Consider the following 22,279-nt stretch of genomic DNA (forward strand, 5'->3'; position numbering starts at 1 on the left):
CGGCATTGAAGTTGCATGATCAAGGTGGGCAAGATGCCCACCCCACAAGAATTTGATAAAATTTAATATGCAAATTAGATGTGTTTTAGCTTAACCAACTGCTTCCCATTTTCGCTTTACGGCAGAGGTGGGCCACTCAACGTCAACGCGATACATCTGACCGCTAGGGCTAAAACGCTTCTCTATTACTTGTGTAGGGGCATTGTTCACATAAAGTGATTGACGAAGCGTCCAGTCACCAGGATAAGCACACGTCCCAGCACATTTGGTCGTATACATATAACTCCAAGCATGAACAGTCTTCGTATTAGCTTCAATACATGTACGGTAAGTGATACCCACGGCTACACTTTTAGGCCCTGAACAACGTGGGCTAATAGCAGCTTCAACTGGTGCTAGCACGGGAGTGGAAACCAATAAAGGAGATGCAAACAAAGCTAGCAAGCCAATTGTTTTGGTTAGAGTAAATAAATCCAAAAATGGTTTTTTACACATGACTTTGATGCTTTAGTTTAAGTTGAAAGCTAATTTCAGTTTATGACGTTTTAGTAACAATCAAGCAAAAACTAACGCTAAGACAACCCACCTCATATCTTGCACCTAACCGAACGTGAGTTCGACGGCATTAAAAAACGGCAGGAGGCAGTGCAGGCAAATCTTTTGGTGGGAAAGACAACCTAAAAATTTGCAGTATGAATATCGAATTGAAAGCTTTGAAGATATCACCTTTGATACAGGTATAAGTAAATTAGGTGATGAAGGATGGGAATTAGTTTTTGCGCGTAGGGCTTTGACTGGTGAGGAATATTCGCGTAGAGGAATCAGGGTAAGCGCATCTCAAATGGGATTGACAAAACATACGTACCCTGTTTAATTTTGAGAGTAAGGGTTATTGAAGGTTTCCCAAGCAGCGATCGCCGCCTTTTGCAGGCGAAAACTGAAGTCTACGACATCTTTCATCATTAAGTGCCAGTTTCTCTCAGCTTCGTCCTGAATTACTACCCAAGAGTCTTCTAAGCGATCGCGTTCCTTCACTTTCCTTTCTTCAATTAATTCCCGTGCTTGACGCACAGCTTTCAAATATGTTGCACGGGTGAGAGTACCTGCTGACTCAGCTTCAGCGCGTCTTTTTAGCGCCTCAATCAGCGCTTTGGTTTCGCGCTTCACTTCATCACTTTCGCCAGCCAATTCGATTTCTACTAATTCGTCAGTTTGAGAACTAATTCCGACAATTAGTATTGATTTGTTAGATTCAATTACTGTGGGTTTAAAGGATTCAATCTGGTTAGCAGTCATAGTTAAAACATCCTTAATTACAAAGCTTACTCTCACATAAAAACTGCACCCTATACTAATAATCATTAGTCATTGTTAATTTCACAAAGGAGAAATGACTAATGACAAATGACAAATTAATAAGCTTTTGTTGGTAGTTGTTGCTCTAATTTCAGTAATGCTGCAACTCGCACTTCTGTAGCAGGGTGACTGGAGAACAAGTTACCGAGAAACTGTCCAGAGATGGAATTGATAATTAATAACGGCTCAAATGCTGGATTGGCATTTAAAGGCATCTGCTTTGCTGAGGCTTCTAACCGTTGTAGCGCCCTAGCTAAGGCGCGGGGATTACCAGTTAATCTCGCAGAACCTGCATCAGCCGAGAATTCTCGTGTGCGCGAAATTGCTAGCTGAATAATCGTCGCAGCCACCGGCGCAAGCATTACTGTTAACAAAACTCCCAAAGGATTTGCACCTCTATTGTCATCTCGTGAACCACCGCCAAACCATAGGCTGTAACTCACCATTTGCGCTAAGAATGAGATCGCACCTGCAACAGTAGCAGCAACGGCTTGTGTGAGGGTATCACGATTAATAATGTGAGTGAGTTCGTGGGCGATAACGCCTTCCAGTTCGTCCTCTGGTAATATATTCAAAATCCCTTCAGTGACAGCTACAGCAGCGTGTTCAGGATCGCGCCCTGTCGCAAAGGCGTTAGCACCAAGGCTTGGAACAATGTAAACTTTGGGCATGGGAATGTTAGCGCGATCGCTCAATCTCTGCACCATCCGATAAAGTCCCGGTGCTTCCCTTTCACTCACAGGCTGGGCGCGGTATACTGCCAGCGCAATCTTATCTGATTGATACCACGAAAATAGGTTTGTTGCTGCTGCCAACCCAATTCCGATAATCAACCCACTAGAACCGCCAATTACCCAGTAACTAATTGCGATTAAAAGACCACTTAGCGCCGCTAGCAAAGCAGCTGTTTTCAATTGATTTGTCATACTCTTGCTCTCCTGCTAATGCTGTGTAAATTTTTGAGAAAACAGCATTACTTCAGCTACAGTTTGATTGTATCCAGCTAAATTTAGATATATGGTACAGAAAACCTATTAGATAAGTACGGTTTTCCCACTTAACTTTTATAAACACTAAGTTAGTTGTTTTTAATACTTATCTATTGGTAATCAAATTAAGCTTTATAGATACTAAAAACGCATCTATCTATAGGAATAAATTCTTTATAGCGACCTGACCCGCAACCCCTCTCTTAACTCACGAAGAGGGGAGATAAAGCACAGCTACCGATTGCTATAGTTAGAGTACGCCCAATCTTTAAAAAACAAATATTAAATTCGACCAAAAGCAAAAATGGTATGCTTAATTTAAAGTCAAATCAATGGCGATGGAGCTCGCCAAAACCGCCTTTCCAGTGCAGGTTAAATTAATAACTGGAAGGCTGATGGCTCCTACTTTCCTCACTGACTGCGGGAGAGTAGGGCTTGGCTAAATGCATTACCTGACTCCCCTGTAGAAAGTGTAACTCTACAAATTGCACCTCCAGGAGTCATGGGATGAAACACTTTCGTCAATTTGAACCATTTATTGCCTTACCCCACCTGATTAAGTGGTTGCCTATTTCCATTGTGGTTGGTATTTTTGCTGGAACGGCTTCTGCGGCTCTTTTAGCATCATTGGAATGGGCAACTGATTGGCGAGAATCGCATCGGTGGATCATCGTCTTGCTACCGCTTGGTGGCTTCTTGAGTGGTTGGATTTATCATACATTCGGTCGGACTGTAGAAGCGGGAAATAACCTTTTACTTGAAGAAATTCATAACCCCAAAAAGATTATTCCCTTCCGTATGGCTCCTCTTGTTCTAATAGGAACAGACATCACACATTTATTTGGTGGTTCAGCCGGTCGTGAAGGTACAGCATTACAAATGGGAGCTTCTTTGGCAGACCAGTTAACTAAAATATTACATTTTCAAGGAGCTAATCGGCGGATTTTGTTAACGGCAGGTATCAGTGGGGGATTCGCTTCAGTTTTCGGTACTCCCTTAGCTGGAACGGTATTTGGTCTAGAAGTTTTAGCGATTGGTAAAATTAATTATGATGCCCTTTTTCCCTCTTTAATTGCTGCGATCGTTGGAAATCAAGTCACCTTACTATTGGGTTTGCATCATACCGCATACCGACACGCGCCGTCCATACCGACGCTGACAATTTGGGGGCTAATTTCTGCCATTATTGCAGGTGCAATCTTTGGAATAGTCGCAAGATTTTTTGCTCAAGTAACTCACAAAATCAGTCATTTCTTTAAAGCAAAGATATCTTATCCTCCAATGCGTCCTTTAATAGGCGGTGCGATTATAGCAGCAATTGTTGGTTTGAGTGGCACAACTAAGTACATTGGGCTTGGTATTCCTACTATCGTTGATTCTTTCCACACTCAGCTACCTCCTTGGGATTTTGCAGCAAAATTAGGTATGACGGCTATAACTTTAGGAGCAGGTTTTAAAGGAGGAGAAGTAACCCCTTTGTTTTTTATTGGTGCTACTTTAGGTAATGCTTTGTCCTTGCTTTTGGCATTACCCGCACCACTATTAGCAGGAATGGGATTTGTAGGTGTGTTTGCGGGTGCAGCAAATACACCATTGGCATCAACCTTAATGGGAATTGAACTATTTGGTGTGGAATCAGGGGTATTTATTACTATTGGTTGTGTAGTGAGCTATTTATTTTCGGGTCATTCGGGAATTTACACTTCACAGCGTATCGGGTTGAGTAAATACTCTGCTGTATATTTAGAAGAAGGGGTGACTTTGGCTAATTATGGACGAAAAAAAGTTGAGCCAAAAATTGATTTACCTGATGATGGCGAAGAAGAAAGAAGTAATTCTAAGGAATAATTTTTTGATGCAGTTAATGGATATTTTGAAAAATGAATAATCATGGATTTGGCAAACTAGTTACCTTTCTAAATGAATTGGAACAAGAGAGAATTAGTTACACCTTAGCCCATCATCGGGATGAAACTATTATGGTGAATGTGGCGGTATCTGGGGAACGATGGGAAGTGGAATTTTTTGAGAATGGTTCGGTTGAGGTAGAACGATTTGTTAGCAGTGGAGATATTAATGGGGAAGAGGCTTTTAGTGAGTTATTTGCTATGTATTCAGAGCTAAAAAGTCATTCTATCAAACTTACCCAAAATGCTAAGTTGAGAAGGACAGCATGAAGGCGATCGCACTTCGTCTCAACCGGAAAATTGCACCTTTAATCGGGATATATATAAACTATCAATTCTCACTTAATTTCAAACAAAAAGTTCTTTATGCTTCTTGAAAGAGTTACAGTTTTTGCAACTGCACGATCATAATTTCCATTTACCTGACTATCAATGATTACAGTAGTATTCAAGAAAGCGTCTTTACATTTATTGTCTTCCGACAAAGTTATTTCCATTGTTTCGCAATACTTAATGAACTTATTCGATGTTATGGCAGGCATATCCTTGCCTGATACCTGTATTCTAAGAATATTAAGCATATGGTACTTAAATGGACTATATTTTCCGTCTATGTGTTTCTTTCTAAAGAGTGCATCTAAACGAAATTTTGCATATGCGCTGACGTAATACCCTATTGGATGATGAGCGGATAAAAATATATTCTGTTTAGTTTCATCTTGCAAATTTGCATGATATCTACCTGCATTATGAGCTTGTTCAAGAAACATAGATGCAAAACATCTCATTTGAGACGGTATATCCACTACATCTTCTATCTCAGGCAGTGCAGTACGCTTTTCAAACTTAATTTGTCTTGATATTTTATTGTTTGCTAACCGATATAAATTCTGAAGACTGTCAGCATCAATAGGATAAAAAGAAACGTTCTCAAAAATTTGCATATTTTCAATATTTTTCTTTAAAGTCTCAATTGTTCCCTTAAGATGTTGATCATCAAACCATTTACCAGTTGTAACATAGTACAATTTACATATGGGGTTCCTATTTTTAAAAAGATTACTTTGGTTATATATCAGTCCTATTATTTCGGATTTATCTCGTACCTTATCATTTTCAGGTAATTCTGGATTTTCACTAAAAAAGTCTTGACAGCCTAATAAGAATTTAGCAATATCACCAGCGTCAAAAGTGCTACTGGTTTTGGATTGAACTAAAATAAATTCAACATCTAAATATTTATTTCTTTTCTGTAAATCTTCAAGCTCTTCTTTCGAGGTAATCAAACTACCATTAACAAGAATTGCAATACCATCTAAGGCTTTATCAGTACCACCCCCAACATGGATGTCTTCAAGTGAAAAAGTATCATTATATTCTTTAGATACTATACAATAATTAACAAAATGCTCAAAAACCTCAAATTGTGCTAAGTCTTCACGAAGAGATTGTTCTTGTCTAAAAGCCTTTAAAAAGCCATTTGTGATCCTGTCCATAATTTCCTTATTATTTACACAGATTGAAGTATAGCAAAATACAATTCAGTGTTGAATATTTTAAGTGTAATCGTTGCAAATACAAATAAAAGGTCACTCTGCTCCCAGGTGCTAACTGCATTTGGCTAACAGGTTTGAAAACGGGGATAGCAGCAGTCATAACCAAAATATAAGTAAGCTGAATCTCAATAATTATTTATCAGGTTGCGGTGGATAATACAGCCCACCGTAACCTTTAGATTAATAGATTGAGTTTAACAAAAGCGGCTAAAAGCGATCGCCTTACACCTTAAACTTCTCGGTAATCCGCTTCATTGCCTCTTCCACATTCTCCCGACTATTAAACGCCGAAATACGGAAGTAACCTTCACCTGCAGATCCAAAGCCAGAACCAGGTGTCCCCACAACGTTGACAGTTTGCAGCAACTTATCAAAGAATTCCCAACTGGATAAACTATTAGGTGTTTTCACCCAGACATAAGGTGCATTCACGCCACCATAAACTGATAATCCGGCGGCTGTGAGTTTCTCGCGGATAATTTTGGCGTTTTCTAGATAGAAACTCACCAATCCTTTGACTTGTGTCTGTCCTTCTTCAGAGTAAACCGCTTCGGCTCCCCGTTGGACGATGTAAGAAACGCCATTGAATTTGGTAGACTGGCGACGATTCCACAGTTTCCACAGTTCCACATCGGAACCATCGGCGGCTTTTGCTGTGAGTGTCTTCGGTACCACGGTTAACGCGCAACGGGTTCCGGTAAAACCTGCATTCTTGGAGAAGGAACGAAACTCGATCGCAACTTCCCTTGCACCTTCAATTTCATAAATTGAGTGGGGAATCGACGGATCGGTAATGTAAGCTTCGTAGGCTGCATCAAAGAAAATAATCGAGTTATTAGCTTTGGCATACTCCACCCATGCTTTGAGATATTCCTTGGTTGCAGTTGCGCCAGTGGGGTTATTGGGAAAGCAGAGATAAATTAAATCGACTTTCTTTGAGGGAATTTCGGCGGTGAAGTTGTTATCAGCCGTAATTGGTAGATAAACTAAACCCTCAAATTCGCCTTTATCGTTGGCATTCCCCGTATTTCCCACCATAACGTTAGTGTCCACATACACGGGATAAACGGGGTCAGTAACCGCAATGATGTTGTCATGACCAAAGATTTCCAAAATGTTGCCTGTGTCGCACTTGGAACCGTCGGAGATAAAGATTTCTGAGGCATCTATATCAGCTCCCCGTGCTTGGAAATCTTGAGTAGCAATTTTTTCTCGTAACCAAGCGTAGCCTTGCTCTGGCCCGTAGCCTTTGAAGGTATTGCGATCGCCCATTTCTTCCACAGCTTTAATCATCGCTGTGCGGCAAGCCTCCGGCAGAGGTTCAGTAACATCACCAATGCCCAACCGGATAATTTTAGCATTACTGTTCGCTTCTGCAAAGGCATTCACCCGCCGAGCAATTTCTGGAAACAGGTAGCCTGCTTTCAGTTTCAGGTAGTTGTCGTTAATAGTTGCCATCTGTAGATTATAAAAAACGCCCTCAAACAGCTTACTGCTAATTTATGAGGGCGGGGAGATGGGGAGTGGGCTTGCCGTGAGCGTAGCCGAATGGGGGTGGGGGAGATGGGGGAGACAAGGGGGACAAGGAGAATAACCAATGCCCAATACTTCTCTACGAGAGGCTGCGCCAACGGCTTCTCTACGAGACGCTGTTCGCGAACGCTCAGTACAAGTGCCCCATGCCCCATGCCCAATGCCCAATTAGATATTTATCGGCTGTTTACTATCTCTTGATGTGTAATAACTGTTGCGATCGCCAATTCCTGAGTGGGTAAGGATTCTTGTCCTGTAATCAATCTGGCTCCGCGATTACGGGTGAAATAGTTCCATGCCCACTTAATCATCACTACTAATTTATTGTCAAATTCAATTAAGAAGTAGATGTGAATCAACAGCCAAAACAGCCATGCAAAGAAACCTTTCAGCTTGATAAAACCCAAATCTACCACAGCAGAATTATGCCCAATCATCGCTAAACTACCGTTATCAACATAAGAAAAGGGTGGCAAACTATTACCTGCAAGCCGATGCTGGACTAGTTCTGCTACATATTCTCCTTGTTGTTTCGCTACAGGTGCAACACCAGCTAGCGGTTTCCCATTTTGATGAGAAAAATGTGCTAAGTCGCCAATTACAAAAATATTCGGATGTCCCTTAATACTCAAGTCAGATTCGACGATAATCCGTCCAGCGCGATCGCATTCAACACCTGTGCGTTCTGCTAGCACTTTTCCCATTGCTGAAGCTTTCACACCTGCTGCCCATAATACCGTTTTTGAGGCAATTTCTTTAACTTCATCGCCTTGTTTGAGGGTAACAAGATCATTTTCAATATTTGTTACCAATGTTTTTGTCTGGACAATCACCCCCAACCGCGTTAAAGATGCTTCCGCTTCTTGTGATAATTCTGGTGCAAAGGGTGGCAGAATCCGATCTAGACCTTCTAATAGCAAAATCTTCGCTTGGGATGTGTCGATGTTGCGGAAATCTTCTTTGAGAGTTTGATTTGCTAATTCGGCGATCGCACCTGCTAATTCTACACCTGTTGGGCCACCACCGATAATTACAAAAGTTAACCAAGCACGGCGTTTTTCTGGATCTATTTCTTTTTCTGCGGCTTCAAAGGCCGTAAAAATCCGGCGACGCATTTCTATGGCATCTTCTACAGTTTTCAAGCCTGGGGCGAATTCTTCCCAGTTGTCTTTGCCAAAGTAGGAATGCTTGGCTCCTGTGGCGACAATTAACGTATCGTAAGCTATTGCTTCGTCGCCGACAATCACTTGTTGCGCTTCTGGATCAATATTATTCACCTCTCCCAGCAACACTTTTGTATTCTTGCTCTTGCTGAGTACAGAACGCAACGGCGAAGAAATATCCGCAGGAGATAGCGCACCTGTAGCGACTTGATATAACAGGGGTTGAAATAAATGAAAGTTGCGTTTATCAATCAGAGTAATGTTTACTGCCGCTTTAGCGAGTGTTTTTGCCGCATAAAGTCCACCAAAACCACCGCCAACAATTACTACTTGATGGGGTGGCTTATTGTCAAGTGAATTTACCATAAGAAATATTATCCTGTATTCTGACTATTGTAACTATTCTTAACAAATTTGTATCAAAATTGTCATGATATATTTTGTATTGCTTTTTACATTTGAAGAATGATTACAGTAATCAGAACTACAGGATAAACAGAACTTTTCCAGATAGAGGCGCAGACAATAAGAGTTGGGAATATTTCAATCGCTCTTTGCTTATGTAAATTTATCAAAGGTAGATGTAAAATTTGTGTAAGTTCACTCAGAAGTAGTTGATTGTGGTGTTTGTGTCAAACGTGGTGAATGAGTTCGCCGCCAACGGTTAAAGCCATAGATAAAAGCAACAAAAATTAACAAATAGGGACTGTAAACCATTAACCAAATACCCAGCTTGAGTAAGCCAACGGAAAATGCACTCAAGGAGTGGGTAGAGTTGTTCCAAGTTTCCTGAACTTGCAAACTAAAGGCAGGTTGGGGACTGGTGCTAGAAACTGCTGCTTCTAGGTTCAGCGTAATAGTGGAATATGCAACTTGATTTTGTAGGCTTTTGAGTTGGGCATTAATTTGTTCTATTGTTTGGCGGACATTATTCAATTCTTGGGCAACACTAAGCACATCTCTAATCGAACCAGCCCGATCCATAATTTTTTGCAAATTGACTTCAGTTTTTTGCAAATTAGTTAATCTAGCTTGGAAATCTACTAGGCGATCGCCCACATCTTCGGCAGTGATATTACGAGTCTCGACAGTGCCTAATTTAGCTATTTGTTCCAGGGTAGGTTCCAGCAGATTCTCTGGTATCCGCAATTGGATTGTTGCTGTGTAACGCCGACTGTCGTTTTTGGGTTGTTGTTCTTGCAACCCGATCAAATCCCCTTGCTGTTTATTGATAATTTGCGAAACTGCATCAATAGTCTGATCTACAGAGTTGACAGTCAAAGACATTGCTGCCTTTTTAATCAGTTGGGTACGAGAACGGGCTATTGGTGCAGCTTGCGTATTTTGGGAAAGACTGCTTTCACTAGCCGGTGCCATTGCTTTATCTGCCGCGCCATCGGCTGCAACTTGAGGTATAGCCTGATTTGCTGACTGATGAGAAGAAGCGCAACTGGTGAAAATCACCCCTCCTAATAACGCACTCACAAATAAAGCAGATGTGCGCGGCAATTTCATCGAAGTATACATAATCTACCCCCAGATGGATGAAGTTAATCCAAGTATTGCCGATGAAAAACTTAAAGGCTGTATTGTTGCGATTTATGTAACAGGGTTAGTCATTAGTCCCCCATCTCCCCCATCTCCCCCATCTCCCCCATCCCCATCCACTGAGTTAAAATGCGTAAATTCAATGGCTGAGAGTTCATCTGTGGTGACTCAATTTGGGGTAAAATCATAAGTCTGCCAATTAATGACGATGCTTGCTAACAGGAGATGCTTCTATGGCCCGGATGTATTATGACGAAGATGCCAATTTAGACCTTTTGGCTGGAAAAACTATTGCTATTATCGGCTATGGTTCCCAAGGTCATGCCCACGCTCTCAATTTAAAAGATAGTGGTTTGAATGTGATTGTGGGATTATATCCGGGTAGTAAATCAGTCGCAAAAGCTGAAGCAGCTGGGTTAACTGTGAAAAATGTTGCAGATGCTGCCAATGCTGCCGACTTCATCATGATTTTGTTACCTGATGAAGTCCAAAAAACGATTTACAAAAACGAGATTGAACCCAATTTAGAAGAAGGGAATGTGTTAGCCTTTGCCCACGGTTTCAATATTCATTTTGGGCAAGTTGTACCACCGGATAACGTGGATGTGGTGATGGTAGCACCAAAAGGTCCGGGGCATTTAGTACGCAGGACTTATGAAAGTGGGGAAGGCGTACCAGCGCTGTTTGCAGTTTATCAAGATGCCAGTGGTCAGGCACGCGATCGCGCGATGGCTTATGCTAAAGGTATCGGTGGGACTCGCGCTGGTGTTCTCGAAACTACTTTCCGCGAAGAAACCGAAACTGATTTATTTGGTGAACAGGCGGTATTGTGCGGTGGTTTGAGTGCTTTAATCAAAGCCGGATTTGAAACTTTGGTAGAAGCTGGTTATCAACCCGAATTGGCTTATTTTGAATGTCTGCATGAAGTCAAGCTGATTGTTGACTTGGTTGTGGAAGGTGGTTTAGCCAAAATGCGCGACAGCATTTCTAATACTGCTGAATATGGCGATTATACGCGTGGACCACGGATTGTTACCGAACAAACCAAAGCTGAAATGCAGAAGATTCTCAGCGAAATTCAATCTGGGCAATTTGCACGGGAATTTGTTCTGGAAAACCAAGCTGGTAAACCAGGATTTACGGCGTTGCGTCGCAAGGAAGCTGAACACAAAATTGAGGAAGTTGGTAAAGATTTACGCGCTATGTTTAGCTGGTTAAAAAAAGCTTAAGCAAAAAGGGGAGTCCAAGGACTAAAGTCGCGGCTACTCCAGCAAAGCTTGCTTATCGCGCTAGCGCGATAAAGGACTTCCAAATAAAAAAATAAAAATATCCAACTATTTATTGTGGGGTGGGCGACACGAGAGCCTTTGGTTACTGGGCGGGCGAGACGCCCACCCCACAAGTAGTAGTAATTTATTTCTTGGAAGTCCCTAAGTAAGCTGGGGAAATTTACTAGGACTTACGCACAAGTTACGGAATAACGTAGACGCAAACGCGAGTGCGTCTGGTAGAAAAGCGGCTAGGTGCAGAGAAATTAAAACCTTCAATTTACCACAGTTTCAAGAAATCGGTTCATAAACCATTTGGGGAATCAACACTTCGTCTTGTAATTGCCCAATACCTAAAAAGCGAGTCTCTTCATCGTAAACTCGCACTATTTCAGAAACATCGAAAGTTAGAGAAATTCGCTGACCTTGACACCATTTTTGAGCAGATGTTGCTGGTAAAGTCACAGATGACAAATGTTGTAAGGCTGCATCAGGTAGAAAAGGTTGAAATGTCTCAGCTTGGAGTTGAGTTTCTAAGTCTGTGAAAGTGAGACTATCTGTTAAATCGAAACCACTACTTTGGGTGCGGTTCAAAGCCGCAAGAGTGCCACCAGTTTCTAAGATTGCGCCTAAGTCACGAGCGATCGCTCTAATATATGTACCAGAACCACAGGCGATCGCCACATCCAATTCCGGAAAATCTCCTTCTCTCCAGTCTAAAATATCTATCTGAAAAACTTCTACTGTTCGCACAGGAACTTCTACCGTTTTCCCTTGGCGTGCTAAGTCGTAGAGACGTTTACCATCCACTTGGATTGCACTATAACTTGGTGGTATTTGCTCAATCTTGCCTTCAAATTGTGCCAGTGCAGTTTTCACTTCTGCTAAATTCAATCCCGCACAAGATTGAGAAGTGATGATTTCGCCTTCTAAATCATCAGTTGTAGTACGCACACCCAGCCGAATCGTAGCCTTGTAAGCTTTGTTTTCTGGCAGATATTGTAATAATCTTGTAGCTTTACCAAGTGCGATCGGTAACACCCCAGTAGCTGCTGGGTCTAAAGTTCCTGCGTGTCCCACACGTTTGAGGCGCAACAATTTTCGCACCCGCGCCACGCAGTCGTGGGAAGTCCAGTCAAATGGTTTGTTTAAGTTGAGAAAACCTTGAAATAACACAAAATCAATCGTTACAGCTTCTAAATTCTATAAAATACTCATCAATATAATGCTCAAAACATCAATATTCAGTATTTAATACTTTATAAAGCATTAATTTATACGCATTAACCAAGCTCAACAGATACTCTCAGCGCCTTTATGGAACAGCTGATCATCAAAAAACTAAAATGGTATATATCTAGGACTTACGCATTGACAATAAATAGTAAATATGTGTAACGTGAAAAGCCACATCTTTCGTAGGGGTTTAGCATTGCTCATAGGTGTCAACTTAAGCGAAAAATTGCTTATCTCTTGGCTTCCATGCCCGCCTGGAACTTTAGTTCCAGGCTAATAGCTAAAGTCTACTAAAGTAGACTAAAGATTTTTAGGATTATTTAGTCATCTAAAGATGACTTTCGGTATTAGCAAGGAACTTCAGTTCCTTGTGGGACATAAGTTTTACGTTAAGTTGACACGTATGAGCATTGCTAAACCCCTACAATATGGTTTATTTACGATCAAAGGATAATTAATAAAAGCCTAAACCTCAAGATCGTTAATACACATCATGATGAATTTGTACAGTGCGTAAGTCCTATTCCACAACCACCCGATCAGGTTTCCATGTGGTTCCCCATGACTTTTAATTCGGAGTGGCGATGCCATGATATAGACAACTCCTTCAACCAGTTCAGCTTTTCTTAAATGCGGCATTGCTTGATAGCGACGCTCAAATTCGCAGCGAGATAAGCGATCGCCATTTTCCAAAGGTAAAACTGAAATCACTTTTTTAGGAGTTGTAGCCATCCCTTTGTCCTCTTGACCCAAATTGTCCAAACTGAATCAAAGTATTCTAATTCGTCTATGAATGAGCAGGGAGTGTCAAATAACTAAAAGCCCACACTGTACCCGATCAAGGTGTCAATGTGGGTAATTTATCCCTATAACACGAATGATAATCTAGCGGAACATACTACTAACTGAAGTATCTTCATGAATCCGCCAAATAGTTTCTCCTAACAGATTAGCTACTGACAGCACCACTAGTTGGGGAAAGCGATCGCTTTCTGCTATGGGAATCGTATTTGTGACAATCACTTCCTCAAACAAGCCACTGGATAACCTTTCTATCGCTGGTGGAGAGAACACCGCATGAGTTGCACAGGCGTATACCTGACGCGCTCCTTCTTCACGCAGTAATCGCGCCCCTTCCGCGATCGTGCCTCCAGTGTCGATCATGTCATCCACTAACACTGCCGTTTTGCCTTTAACATCGCCGATGATATTTAACACTTCGGCAACATTATGTGCCTGACGACGTTTGTCAATAATTGCCAGTGGAGCATCATTCAGTTTTTTCGCAAATGCCCGAGCTCGTGCTACACCGCCAACATCGGGAGAAACAACTACAAGGTCTGGCAGTTGTTTGCTTGCTAGATAATCCAGCAATACTGGCGAACCGTAAACATGATCAAAGGGGATATCGAAATAACCCTGAATCTGAGCCGAGTGTAAATCCATTGCTAAAACGCGGTTGGCACCTGCTTCGGTGATCAAGTTAGCAACCAGCTTGGCAGTTATTGACTCTCGTCCTGCCGTTTTGCGATCGGCGCGGGCATACCCATAGTAGGGAATTACTGCCGTTACCTGTCGCGCCGAAGCTCGACGACAGGCGTCAACCATAATCATTAATTCCATCAAATGATCGTTTACGGGTTGACAACATGGCTGGATTAAATAAACATCACAACCCCGAATCGATTCTTGGATTTGAACGTAAAGTTCTCCATCCGCAAATCTTTTGCGAATCATTGGCCCCAAGTCCATACCCAGATAACGAGCGACTTCTTGAGATAGTTGTACATTGGCAGAGCCAGAAAACAGCCGCAGGCGATGATTCTCGTTCAGTCCTGTTGCAGATGGTTGCACTTTGAAAGTTGCAGAACTGAGCACAGCAGATCCTCTATGTGCATTCATAGCAATATTATCATTAAAGATTTAATAGATTTAACTGAGAAACTGCCTAAAAAAACATCTGTGAGTTTTGTTGAAGCTTTCATACAAAATTAAAGCATTTTTCGATGAAATTATCATTCGCCAAGTGTCTAATTTTCTCAGGTTTATAAACTATTGATAGCTTAACGGACATCAAGACCGTCCACTAGGTCTATAGTTAAAATTTTTTGAGTTGAGGTAAATAACCCAATTTCTCAAAGATTGGTGTGCTAGATAGCTTCTGCTAACTACCTCATTTATAACTTAAGTGATATTCAACTTTGTTCTCATCAGAGTATAACACTTCTATCTAAGTAGTAAATATGTAGTTTATTATTCAGATATTTACGCATTGACAAAAAACGATATGTCTATAATCCTCTACAATTGGACATAATTTACTCACGTATAAGTTTTTAGATAAAGATTTAATAAAGTTTACATAAAGACTTTATGAAAATAATTTTTTATATATCAAAACATTACTCAACAAAGGTACTATCAACTAGGTAAAAAGTTGTAAGTAATTTTACTAAGATAAATTTTAATAAAACCCAGGAAACTTGTTCAATCTAATTCTCGTGACACAGGGAGGCGACAGGCATACTTATGGACTCTCGGCGTACTTCAGTAATAGAAAAATCTTTAACTAGTTCCCAGAAGTTGGCGTACTGTTTAGCTGCAATGCGACCGCGACAATGGACAAAAAACCTGGTGGTGTTTGCAGCACCGTTGTTTGCATTTAGCATCAATCTGCAATCTCTGCTAGGTAGCCTATTGGCATTGGTATTATTTTGTTGTGCATCAAGTAGCTTCTATTTAATTAATGACATTGCAGATGTTGAATCTGACCGTCAGCACCCTGTCAAGTGTAAGCGGCCAATTGCTGCCGGATTAGTCAACATCCGTGTTGCTATTGGGATGGCATTGGCGCTATTAGGTAGTGCGCTGATTTTTGGGTGGTTGCGATCGCCCCAGTTGGGTGCGGCCATAACTGCATACGCCGTGTTGCAGATCGCCTATAATCTGCGACTAAAACGGATGGTGATTTTGGATATAGGGGCGATCGCTACCGGATTTGTTCTCCGAGCCTATGCCGGTGCTGCTGCTACCGGCATCGTTTTATCAGCTTGGTTTTTACTTTGCACTGCGATGCTAGCGCTATTTTTGGGTATTGAAAAGCGCAAAGCAGAACTGCGATTAGCACAAATAAAAGGCAACAAACCTCGCTCTGTCCTCAAATACTATTCCTTGCCTCTGCTGGGTCGCATGGAAAATGTTGTCACCACTTGCACAGTTGTTACTTATGCTCTTTGGAGTGCTGGTCCCTATCTACATGGGGCGCACACCTCATGGATGTTACTGACTTTGCCCTTCGTATTGTATGGCATTTTTCGCTATCAACTGCTGAGTGATCCCCAAGACATTGCTAATTACGGCGACAACCATCCAGAGCAAGGTGGACGTAGTGAGCGCCCGGAAGAAGTTTTATTGAAAGACTTGCCGATACTAGTCACAGTTATTGGTTGGATTCTCACCTGCTTTGTGATTCTTTGGCTGAAAAGCCAAGGATTAATCAAATAAAGCTTCCAGAATAAGACACCAGTACTAAGTCTGTGTAATGAAATTTATAGCTGTTTTATCTAACAACTTCTATGGATAGTTTTACCCTTGCTAAGGAGATGAAAATACCTTGTCAAAAAATGTCTGGGCTTTCTGCCCTAAAAACGCGCTATCGTCCATTTCTCTGTCCTCTTGATATGGTTCTTGCCAAGATTCCAGAAGGTGCGCGTCTTTATGATATTGGCTGTGGGACAGGAGCATTACTTTATTTGGCTTTAAAGTTGCGCTCAGTAAAAGTAGCTCATGGTTATGATATTTCTCCAGAAGCTGTGAAAGCTTCTGCGGCTTTTGGAATGAAACCTGACAAATTCCAGGTTATGCATTTGCCTCCAGAAGAAACACCACCAGATTTGCATGGATATGACACTGTAACCATGATTGATGTTCTGCACCACATTCCGGCAAAACTACAGGACGATTTTCTCCGTAAAACAATTGCACAGATGGATTCGGGAGCAAGGCTGATTATTAAAGACATTGAGGCATCTAAAATTCTTGGGTCTTTTATGAATCAGCTTCATGACTTGTTGCTGGCCAGAGAATGGGTTCACCAACGCCGAAGCAAGGATATTGTTCAGGTTTTGCAATCAATGGGAGCCACAGTCAGCCGGCCAGTGATCCGTTGGAGTCTTTGGTATCCACACTTTCAAATTGTGATATTAGTACCTTAAGCTATGACGGCAGAAAATTTGACGGAATTTATCGATGAGAAATCCGACATCTGTTTTCAGAAAACTCTTTAGTATTTTTGCCTCGTGGAACCAACTAGGTTTTAAAAGGAACCACCACAGACTACCACGACGAGCTTATACACTGGCAAGCATCGAAATTGACTGGCTAAAAACCTGTAGGATTCAAGGTATAATTTTAGATTTAGATAACACTATTGTGTCGGAAGATGACCAGTACCTATCTCCTGATGCAGAAGATTGGATTATGCAAGCAAAGTTAGCCGGATTGCAATTTTTTATCCTTTCAAATGGGAAACGTCGCTATCGCGTTAAATATTGGTCTCATCGTCTTGATATTCCAGCGATCAGTCCAGCGAAAAAACCCTTTCCCCGTGCATTTCGACGGGCAATAGCTTATATGCACTTACCAGCCAAACATATACTTGTCGTTGGTGATAGTTTACATACTGATTTTGCCGGCGCATTATTTAGTGGATGTGCCTACATCCAAGTTGCCACTCTTCCGCACCCGCTCCGATGGTGGGAAAAACTTGCTGGCAGATGGGTGCAAATACCTTATCCATCTGGAGCAGAACTTTGGAATTTTGATGGTGCTGCTGATTATAAGAGTTTCTTGTAAATTGCTCTTTTATCAATCTCAAAAAATATTACCTTGTCAAGTGAGTAAATTTTCCCTATGAATAACCCAATAGTTTTTAGTTTATTGATTTTAATTACAGTGGGGTTAAATACACTCGCTCAAAATCTTTTGAAACTAGGATCAGGACAAAACCCGTTAAATATCTATTTACTGGGAGGAATTATTAGTTATGGTCTGAGTGCGGTTTTTTATGTAGTAGTTTTAGGTAAATTGAATTTATCTGTTGCCTATCCAGTAATAATAGGTTTAACAATTATAGTCACAATGATCACTGGTGCTGTAATTTTGCGAGAAAAAATCTTATTTTCCCAATGGTTAGGAATGGGTTTGATGTTAAGCGGTATTGGGGCAATTGCTTTAGGTAAACATTGATTATTTGAATAAGAGTAAGCAAAAGTGCCAGAGACGGACATAAAACCCTTTATCGTTGCATCAGTCATAGACTAAAGAGGAGACAAAATTATGATTAGAATCCAAAATCAGAAATGGTCGAGATATTATCTATCTATTTTCATAGTGATAATTTTGGGCGCTTTTCTGCGCTTTTTTATGTTGGCAAACCAGAGTCTTTGGTATGATGAGGGTTTGAGCTTAACTAATTCTGATGTCTCGACATTTCAAGAAAGCCTTTCGAGAGTTAGACACATCGGAAATAGTGATAGATTTCAACCACTATACTTTATAGTTCTGTTTTGGTGGCGTCAGGTATTTGGTGAAAGTGAATTTGCCCTTCGCTCACTCTCTGCTGTTTTAGGAATTGGTTCTACTATCGTTATATTCTTCACTGCTTTGCGGATATACGGCAAAAAGCACGCCTTATGGTCTCTGCTAATCATGACATTCAGTTCTTTCTGTGTTATTTACAGCCAAGAAGCAAGAATTTATGCCTTCGCAACCTTTATAGCCTCACTTCAATTATATTTCTTTAGCAAGGTATTAGTTAAAAATAAAGATAATCAAAGTACTTCAATATGGCTGTTTAGTATTTTTACTGCTTTAGGACTTTTTAGTAACATTACTATGTGGTTTTTGACTACAGCCCTATGTCTATCTCATATTGCCATCTATAGAAACTTCAAGCAATGGCTGCAATGGTGGCTTCCTGCTGTGTTTTTATCTTTACCGTCAATTATTTATCACCTGACTTTACCTGGAGCAACTGATCCCGAAACCATTAAAATTGCTCGTTCGGGATTACCGATAATCCAAAATATTCTTTTTGTGTTAGATGGACTTTTAGTGGGGACAACGTATGGACCTTCAATGGAGCAGTTGCGCGGTAATGATAAAGTGCAGGTTATGCTTAATTACTGGCCTCAGATGCTTTTATTGTTGATTGTTGGTACTGTAATTTTCTTGGCTTTAGTAAGAGTTTTATTGATACACAAAAAAAAGAGCAGAGGGCAACATCCTGATTACTTCTTTACTTCTGTTTTTGTCATCGCATTTTTGCTGGGACTGCTCTTAGCTATAGTCGCTAAAACTAATTGGGTACCACGTCACTCTTATTACCTTTGGTTACCACTTGCCATGCTTATCCCATCAGTTTTGAGTCAAAGACCTAGTAATGGTTCAAAGCGTTATGGAGTGTCTCAGTTAGCTAAAATTGCTGTGATCTCTCTGATAGTTCTGAATATTTATTCTCTTTCTAATTACTACTTCGATAAGAACTATGAAAAAGATGACTATCGCTCTGCTGTCCAGTACATAATAAAAAATCGATCGTCTTCTACAAAATCTGTATTTTTATATGGCAATCCCAGATTATTTACATATTACGGTGACAATCTAAGTCTGGATGGAAGGAAGTTAGGGGATCAGTTAGTAAACCGGATTAAGAATGAAAATTTTGCAGGAGATATTCAAAAATTAACAAATAATGTGGATACAGTTTTACTCGTAGTTAATCGTGATTATCTATTTTCCAAAGAATTGATTGAAAAACAGATGAGTGATTTGTATAAACTGGATTCTGAAGTTAGTTTTGCATATTTCAAAATCTATCGTTTTCCCAGGAAGAGAAATTGAACTGAGGATTGGGAACTCTGGGAGCATCTCAATGAGTGTAAAAAGCCTTGTAAAACCTCACCCCAACCCTCTCCGTGGGTTCGGAGAGGGAGCAAGAATCTCGTTTCTCATCTGGTATATTTGCTTTCACTGAGATGCTTCCAGGACTCTTAAGTTATACAGTATCAAACAACCTTGCTCTGGTGGGGATGTACCCGTTGGGTATAGTAGAATATTGCCGCAGGTAACTGTCCGTCGCCTCTTGGACTTAATCTTTGTGGGTGACTTCCTCCTCAGTCGCTACTACACTCAATCAATCGCTCATGCAACCACCTATTACAGTTGGCACTGTCTTGCAAAACCGTTACCGGATAATTCAAATTCTCGGACAAGGAGGATTTGGTAGAACCTATCTGGCAGAAGACCAGAGGCGCTTTAACGAACTTTGCGCGATTAAGGAATTGATTTCAACAGCAACGTCGACTTTGGCTTGGGAGAGGGCACAAGAGCTTTTTCACCGGGAAGCTGCAATTTTGTATCAAATAGAACACCCACAAGTACCTAAATTCCGGGAAAGATTTGAGCAAGGCCAAGGTTTATTTTTGGTGGAGGACTACGTTGCAGGTCAGACGTACCGAACTCTGCTGGCTGAACGTCAAGCTGTGGGTCAAACTTTCACAGAGGCTGAAGTCTTGCAGCTGATAGAGTTGTTGTTGCCTGTTTTAGAGCATATTCACAGTCGAGGGATTATTCACCGGGATATCTCGCCAGAAAATATTATTTTGCGAGATAGTGACGCTAAACCTGTGTTAATTGATTTTGGGGTGGTTAAGGAATTAGCGACACGTTTACGATCGCCAGAGAGTGCAATGCCAGAAATCACTGTGGGAAAATTAGGCTACTCTCCTAGTGAACAAATGCAAACAGGGGGGGCTTATCCTAGTAGTGATTTGTATGCTTTAGCAGTCACAGCAATTGTTTTGCTGACTGGTAAAGAACCAAGGGAGCTATTTGATGAAAATCAACTAACTTGGAATTGGCAGCGATGGGTAAAAGTTAATCCGCGATTTGCCTTGGTTTTGAATCGAATGTTGAATCATCTACCGAGCGATCGCTACCAAAGTGCTGCTAATGTATCCCAAGCACTGCAATCTCTGGCTCAACCCAGTGTTTCTACTCCCGATGTATCAAACTTGCAAACAATGGCTGTTGGTCGCCGTCCTCAGCTAGTACGACCAGCAACTTCGCCCAGGAAACAACCCGATCCTGTGATTCCACCAAGTTCCACTAGCTCAGTCTTGGATAATCCCTTAGCAATCGCCGCAATTGGCAGCGCTGTAGTAATCATCGCGGGATTTGGTTCTTGGGCGCTGGTAAGTTCCATCCGCAGTCAGCCGAAAACACCACCAACTGAGACGCTTCCACAAAATTTCCCTTCACCAGTAATTTCTGGTGGTACTACATCCCCATCCACACCCACACCCACTAACGACCAACCTGTTGTATCTACTAAGCGCCTCAATCTGGGAGTATCTAATAACACAGCCACGGTTCAAGATAGTATCAAAACAAATCAAATAATCCGGTACACTTTTTTTGGTCAGGAAGGTGACAAGTTAACTGCGTTTATTGACCCAGGAAGCAGCGTTTTGCTCACAGTCTTAAGTCCCAATCAACAACCAATTAATCCTAATGCCCAGCAAGTAACATCTTATGAAAGCCCATTACTGGTTACTGGTAGATATACTATTGAGTTAACACTGGTTTCAGGAGTTGCCGAAAGCAATTACAATCTCAATGTTGTATTAGAAAAACCAGTCAAACCAACACCTATAGAAACACCGCTCGCAATTCCAACAGAAACACCGATCGCTATTCCGACAGAAACACCGATCGCAATTCCAACAGAGACACCGATCGCAATTCCAACACAAACACCGATTCCAATTCCGACACAAACACCCTTCCCAATTCCTCCGAGTGGTGAAATGCCAACTTTCCCGCCGGTTGATGGAACACAACCATTTTCTGGCCAAAGAAATTAATGTTAAACACACTACTGATTACTGGAACTGATACCGAAGCTGGTAAAACTGTTTTAACAACAGCATTAGCAGCCTATTGGCAAAAATATTACCCGCAGCGTAGCTGGGGAATCATGAAACCGATTCAATCGGGAATTGGCGATCGTGAGTGGTATCAAAAGCTATTTACACTAGAACAAACCGCAGAAGAAATTACACCTTTATACTTTCAAGCACCTTTAGCCCCTCCGATAGCAGCAGCACGGGAAAATCGCCGAGTAGATTTAGCAGTAGTTTGGCAAGCTTTATCTAAATTGCGATCGCATCGTGATTTTGTGCTTGTAGAAGCCTTGGGAGGGTTAGGTTCGCCAGTCACAGAGGAATTAACTGTAGCCGATTTAGCCGGAGAATGGCGTTTACCAACGGTATTGGTAGTACCCGTTAGATTAGGTGCGATCGCTCAAGCAGTGGCGAATGTAGCATTAGCTAGACAATCGCGCGTCAATCTCAAAGGCATTGTTTTGAACTGCGTACAACCCCGAACGGATGCAGAAATAGCCGACTGGACACCACAGCAATTGATTCAATCACTCACTAACACACCAGTTTTAGGCTGTTTGCCCTATTTAGATAACCTGACTGATTTAGATAAACTTGCTCAAATAGCATCAGATTTAGATTGGGAAACACTGACACTTTAAATTGGGCATCTTTAATTAAATAAGACATGAGCAACTGATGGTAGGCGTGCGAGTAGCAACGGATGCTGTTGGCGAAATATTTCTTAACATTGCCAAGCAAGGAAGCGCGATGTCTG

General features: G+C 41.3%; 21 protein-coding genes, 1 pseudogene and 1 riboswitch. Of the genes and pseudogenes, 12 read left to right on the top strand and 10 right to left on the bottom strand.

Annotation, left to right across the window (positions count from 1 at the left end; all coding sequences use genetic code 11):
* Window positions 1-90: 90 nt before the first annotated feature.
* Window positions 91-495 (bottom strand): hypothetical protein, encoded by a 405-nt coding sequence (locus HWQ38_RS40115; protein WP_292806118.1) that lies wholly within the window; start codon window positions 493-495, stop codon window positions 91-93.
* 115 nt (window positions 496-610) lie between these two features.
* Here HWQ38_RS40115 and HWQ38_RS40120 point away from each other — a divergent pair, with 115 nt between their 5' ends.
* Window positions 611-874 (top strand): hypothetical protein, encoded by a 264-nt coding sequence (locus tag HWQ38_RS40120; protein ID WP_292806121.1) that lies wholly within the window; start codon window positions 611-613, stop codon window positions 872-874.
* Here the strand turns inward: HWQ38_RS40120 and HWQ38_RS40125 are convergent.
* On the bottom strand, window positions 871-1,296 hold the full coding sequence (locus tag HWQ38_RS40125) for a hypothetical protein (protein WP_292806124.1): 426 nt from the start codon (window positions 1,294-1,296) through the stop codon (window positions 871-873). The genes HWQ38_RS40120 and HWQ38_RS40125 overlap by 4 nt on opposite strands.
* Window positions 1,297-1,412: 116 nt before the next feature.
* Window positions 1,413-2,282 carry a zinc metalloprotease HtpX gene (locus tag HWQ38_RS40130; protein ID WP_292806127.1) on the bottom strand — a complete coding sequence of 290 codons (870 nt, stop codon included), beginning with the start codon at window positions 2,280-2,282 and terminating at the stop codon, window positions 1,413-1,415.
* A 388-nt stretch (window positions 2,283-2,670) separates the two neighbouring features.
* A riboswitch (Fluoride riboswitch) is annotated at window positions 2,671-2,757 on the top strand.
* 95 nt (window positions 2,758-2,852) lie between these two features.
* On the opposite strand from HWQ38_RS40130, the gene HWQ38_RS40135 reads away from it, so the two are divergent.
* Together HWQ38_RS40135 and HWQ38_RS40140 are read left to right on the top strand one after the other, a co-directional pair.
* Window positions 2,853-4,193, top strand: a complete 1,341-nt coding sequence (locus HWQ38_RS40135; protein WP_292806130.1) for a voltage-gated chloride channel family protein — start codon at window positions 2,853-2,855, stop codon at window positions 4,191-4,193.
* Window positions 4,194-4,225: 32 nt separating this feature from the next.
* Window positions 4,226-4,522 (top strand): hypothetical protein, encoded by a 297-nt coding sequence (locus HWQ38_RS40140; protein WP_292806133.1) that lies wholly within the window; start codon window positions 4,226-4,228, stop codon window positions 4,520-4,522.
* 68 nt (window positions 4,523-4,590) lie between these two features.
* Here the strand turns inward: HWQ38_RS40140 and HWQ38_RS40145 are convergent, their stop codons facing one another.
* The 4 genes from HWQ38_RS40145 to HWQ38_RS40160 all read right to left on the bottom strand — a co-directional run bounded on the left by HWQ38_RS40145 (window position 4,591) and on the right by HWQ38_RS40160 (window position 10,031).
* The gene (locus tag HWQ38_RS40145; RefSeq protein WP_292806136.1) at window positions 4,591-5,748 is read right to left on the bottom strand and encodes a hypothetical protein; all 1,158 of its coding nucleotides are present in this window, start codon (window positions 5,746-5,748) and stop codon (window positions 4,591-4,593) included.
* 282 nt (window positions 5,749-6,030) lie between these two features.
* Window positions 6,031-7,266, bottom strand: coding sequence for an LL-diaminopimelate aminotransferase (locus HWQ38_RS40150; RefSeq protein ID WP_292806139.1), 1,236 nt, complete (start codon window positions 7,264-7,266; stop codon window positions 6,031-6,033).
* 251 nt (window positions 7,267-7,517) lie between these two features.
* Window positions 7,518-8,870, bottom strand: coding sequence for an NAD(P)/FAD-dependent oxidoreductase (locus HWQ38_RS40155; RefSeq protein ID WP_292806142.1), 1,353 nt, complete (start codon window positions 8,868-8,870; stop codon window positions 7,518-7,520).
* A 234-nt stretch (window positions 8,871-9,104) separates the two neighbouring features.
* Window positions 9,105-10,031, bottom strand: coding sequence for a DUF4349 domain-containing protein (locus HWQ38_RS40160; RefSeq protein WP_292806145.1), 927 nt, complete (start codon window positions 10,029-10,031; stop codon window positions 9,105-9,107).
* Between the two features lie 13 nt (window positions 10,032-10,044).
* Between HWQ38_RS40160 and HWQ38_RS40165 the strand changes: the two genes are divergently transcribed.
* Window positions 10,045-10,242: a hypothetical protein gene (locus HWQ38_RS40165; RefSeq protein ID WP_292806148.1), complete on the top strand. Its 198-nt coding sequence runs from the start codon at window positions 10,045-10,047 to the stop codon at window positions 10,240-10,242.
* Between the two features lie 43 nt (window positions 10,243-10,285).
* Window positions 10,286-11,281, top strand: a complete 996-nt coding sequence (gene ilvC / locus HWQ38_RS40170; RefSeq protein WP_292806151.1) for a ketol-acid reductoisomerase — start codon at window positions 10,286-10,288, stop codon at window positions 11,279-11,281.
* Window positions 11,282-11,611: 330 nt separating this feature from the next.
* Here the strand turns inward: ilvC and truB are convergent, their stop codons facing one another.
* From truB to HWQ38_RS40185, 3 genes and pseudogenes are all read right to left on the bottom strand, one after another.
* Window positions 11,612-12,496: a tRNA pseudouridine(55) synthase TruB gene (truB, locus tag HWQ38_RS40175; protein WP_292806154.1), complete on the bottom strand. Its 885-nt coding sequence runs from the start codon at window positions 12,494-12,496 to the stop codon at window positions 11,612-11,614.
* Between the two features lie 588 nt (window positions 12,497-13,084).
* Window positions 13,085-13,288, bottom strand: a pseudogene (locus HWQ38_RS40180) (hypothetical protein); the annotation flags it as partial.
* Window positions 13,289-13,441: 153 nt separating this feature from the next.
* Entirely contained in the window at window positions 13,442-14,458 is a 1,017-nt protein-coding gene (locus HWQ38_RS40185; protein ID WP_292806156.1) for a ribose-phosphate pyrophosphokinase, read from the bottom strand.
* Between the two features lie 627 nt (window positions 14,459-15,085).
* Between HWQ38_RS40185 and HWQ38_RS40190 the strand changes: the two genes are divergently transcribed.
* The 7 genes from HWQ38_RS40190 to bioD all read left to right on the top strand — a co-directional run bounded on the left by HWQ38_RS40190 (window position 15,086) and on the right by bioD (window position 22,163).
* On the top strand, window positions 15,086-16,060 hold the full coding sequence (locus tag HWQ38_RS40190; protein ID WP_292806159.1) for a decaprenyl-phosphate phosphoribosyltransferase: 975 nt from the start codon (window positions 15,086-15,088) through the stop codon (window positions 16,058-16,060).
* A gap of 71 nt (window positions 16,061-16,131) precedes the next feature.
* Window positions 16,132-16,770: a bifunctional 2-polyprenyl-6-hydroxyphenol methylase/3-demethylubiquinol 3-O-methyltransferase UbiG gene (locus tag HWQ38_RS40195; RefSeq protein ID WP_292806162.1), complete on the top strand. Its 639-nt coding sequence runs from the start codon at window positions 16,132-16,134 to the stop codon at window positions 16,768-16,770.
* Between the two features lie 34 nt (window positions 16,771-16,804).
* Window positions 16,805-17,410 (top strand): YqeG family HAD IIIA-type phosphatase, encoded by a 606-nt coding sequence (locus tag HWQ38_RS40200; protein ID WP_292806165.1) that lies wholly within the window; start codon window positions 16,805-16,807, stop codon window positions 17,408-17,410.
* Window positions 17,411-17,467: 57 nt separating this feature from the next.
* Window positions 17,468-17,803 (top strand): SMR family transporter, encoded by a 336-nt coding sequence (locus tag HWQ38_RS40205; RefSeq protein WP_292806168.1) that lies wholly within the window; start codon window positions 17,468-17,470, stop codon window positions 17,801-17,803.
* Between the two features lie 90 nt (window positions 17,804-17,893).
* Window positions 17,894-19,459, top strand: a complete 1,566-nt coding sequence (locus HWQ38_RS40210; protein WP_292806171.1) for a glycosyltransferase family 39 protein — start codon at window positions 17,894-17,896, stop codon at window positions 19,457-19,459.
* 302 nt (window positions 19,460-19,761) lie between these two features.
* Window positions 19,762-21,483 (top strand): serine/threonine-protein kinase, encoded by a 1,722-nt coding sequence (locus HWQ38_RS40215; RefSeq protein ID WP_292806174.1) that lies wholly within the window; start codon window positions 19,762-19,764, stop codon window positions 21,481-21,483.
* Complete coding sequence (bioD, locus tag HWQ38_RS40220) at window positions 21,483-22,163, top strand: dethiobiotin synthase (RefSeq protein ID WP_292806177.1); 681 nt, start codon at window positions 21,483-21,485, stop codon at window positions 22,161-22,163. Before HWQ38_RS40215 ends, bioD begins: the two co-directional genes overlap by 1 nt.
* Window positions 22,164-22,279 lie beyond the last annotated feature (116 nt).

This window comes from Nostoc sp. NMS7, assembly GCF_017115085.1.
In the GTDB taxonomy this organism is placed as follows: domain Bacteria; phylum Cyanobacteriota; class Cyanobacteriia; order Cyanobacteriales; family Nostocaceae; genus Nostoc.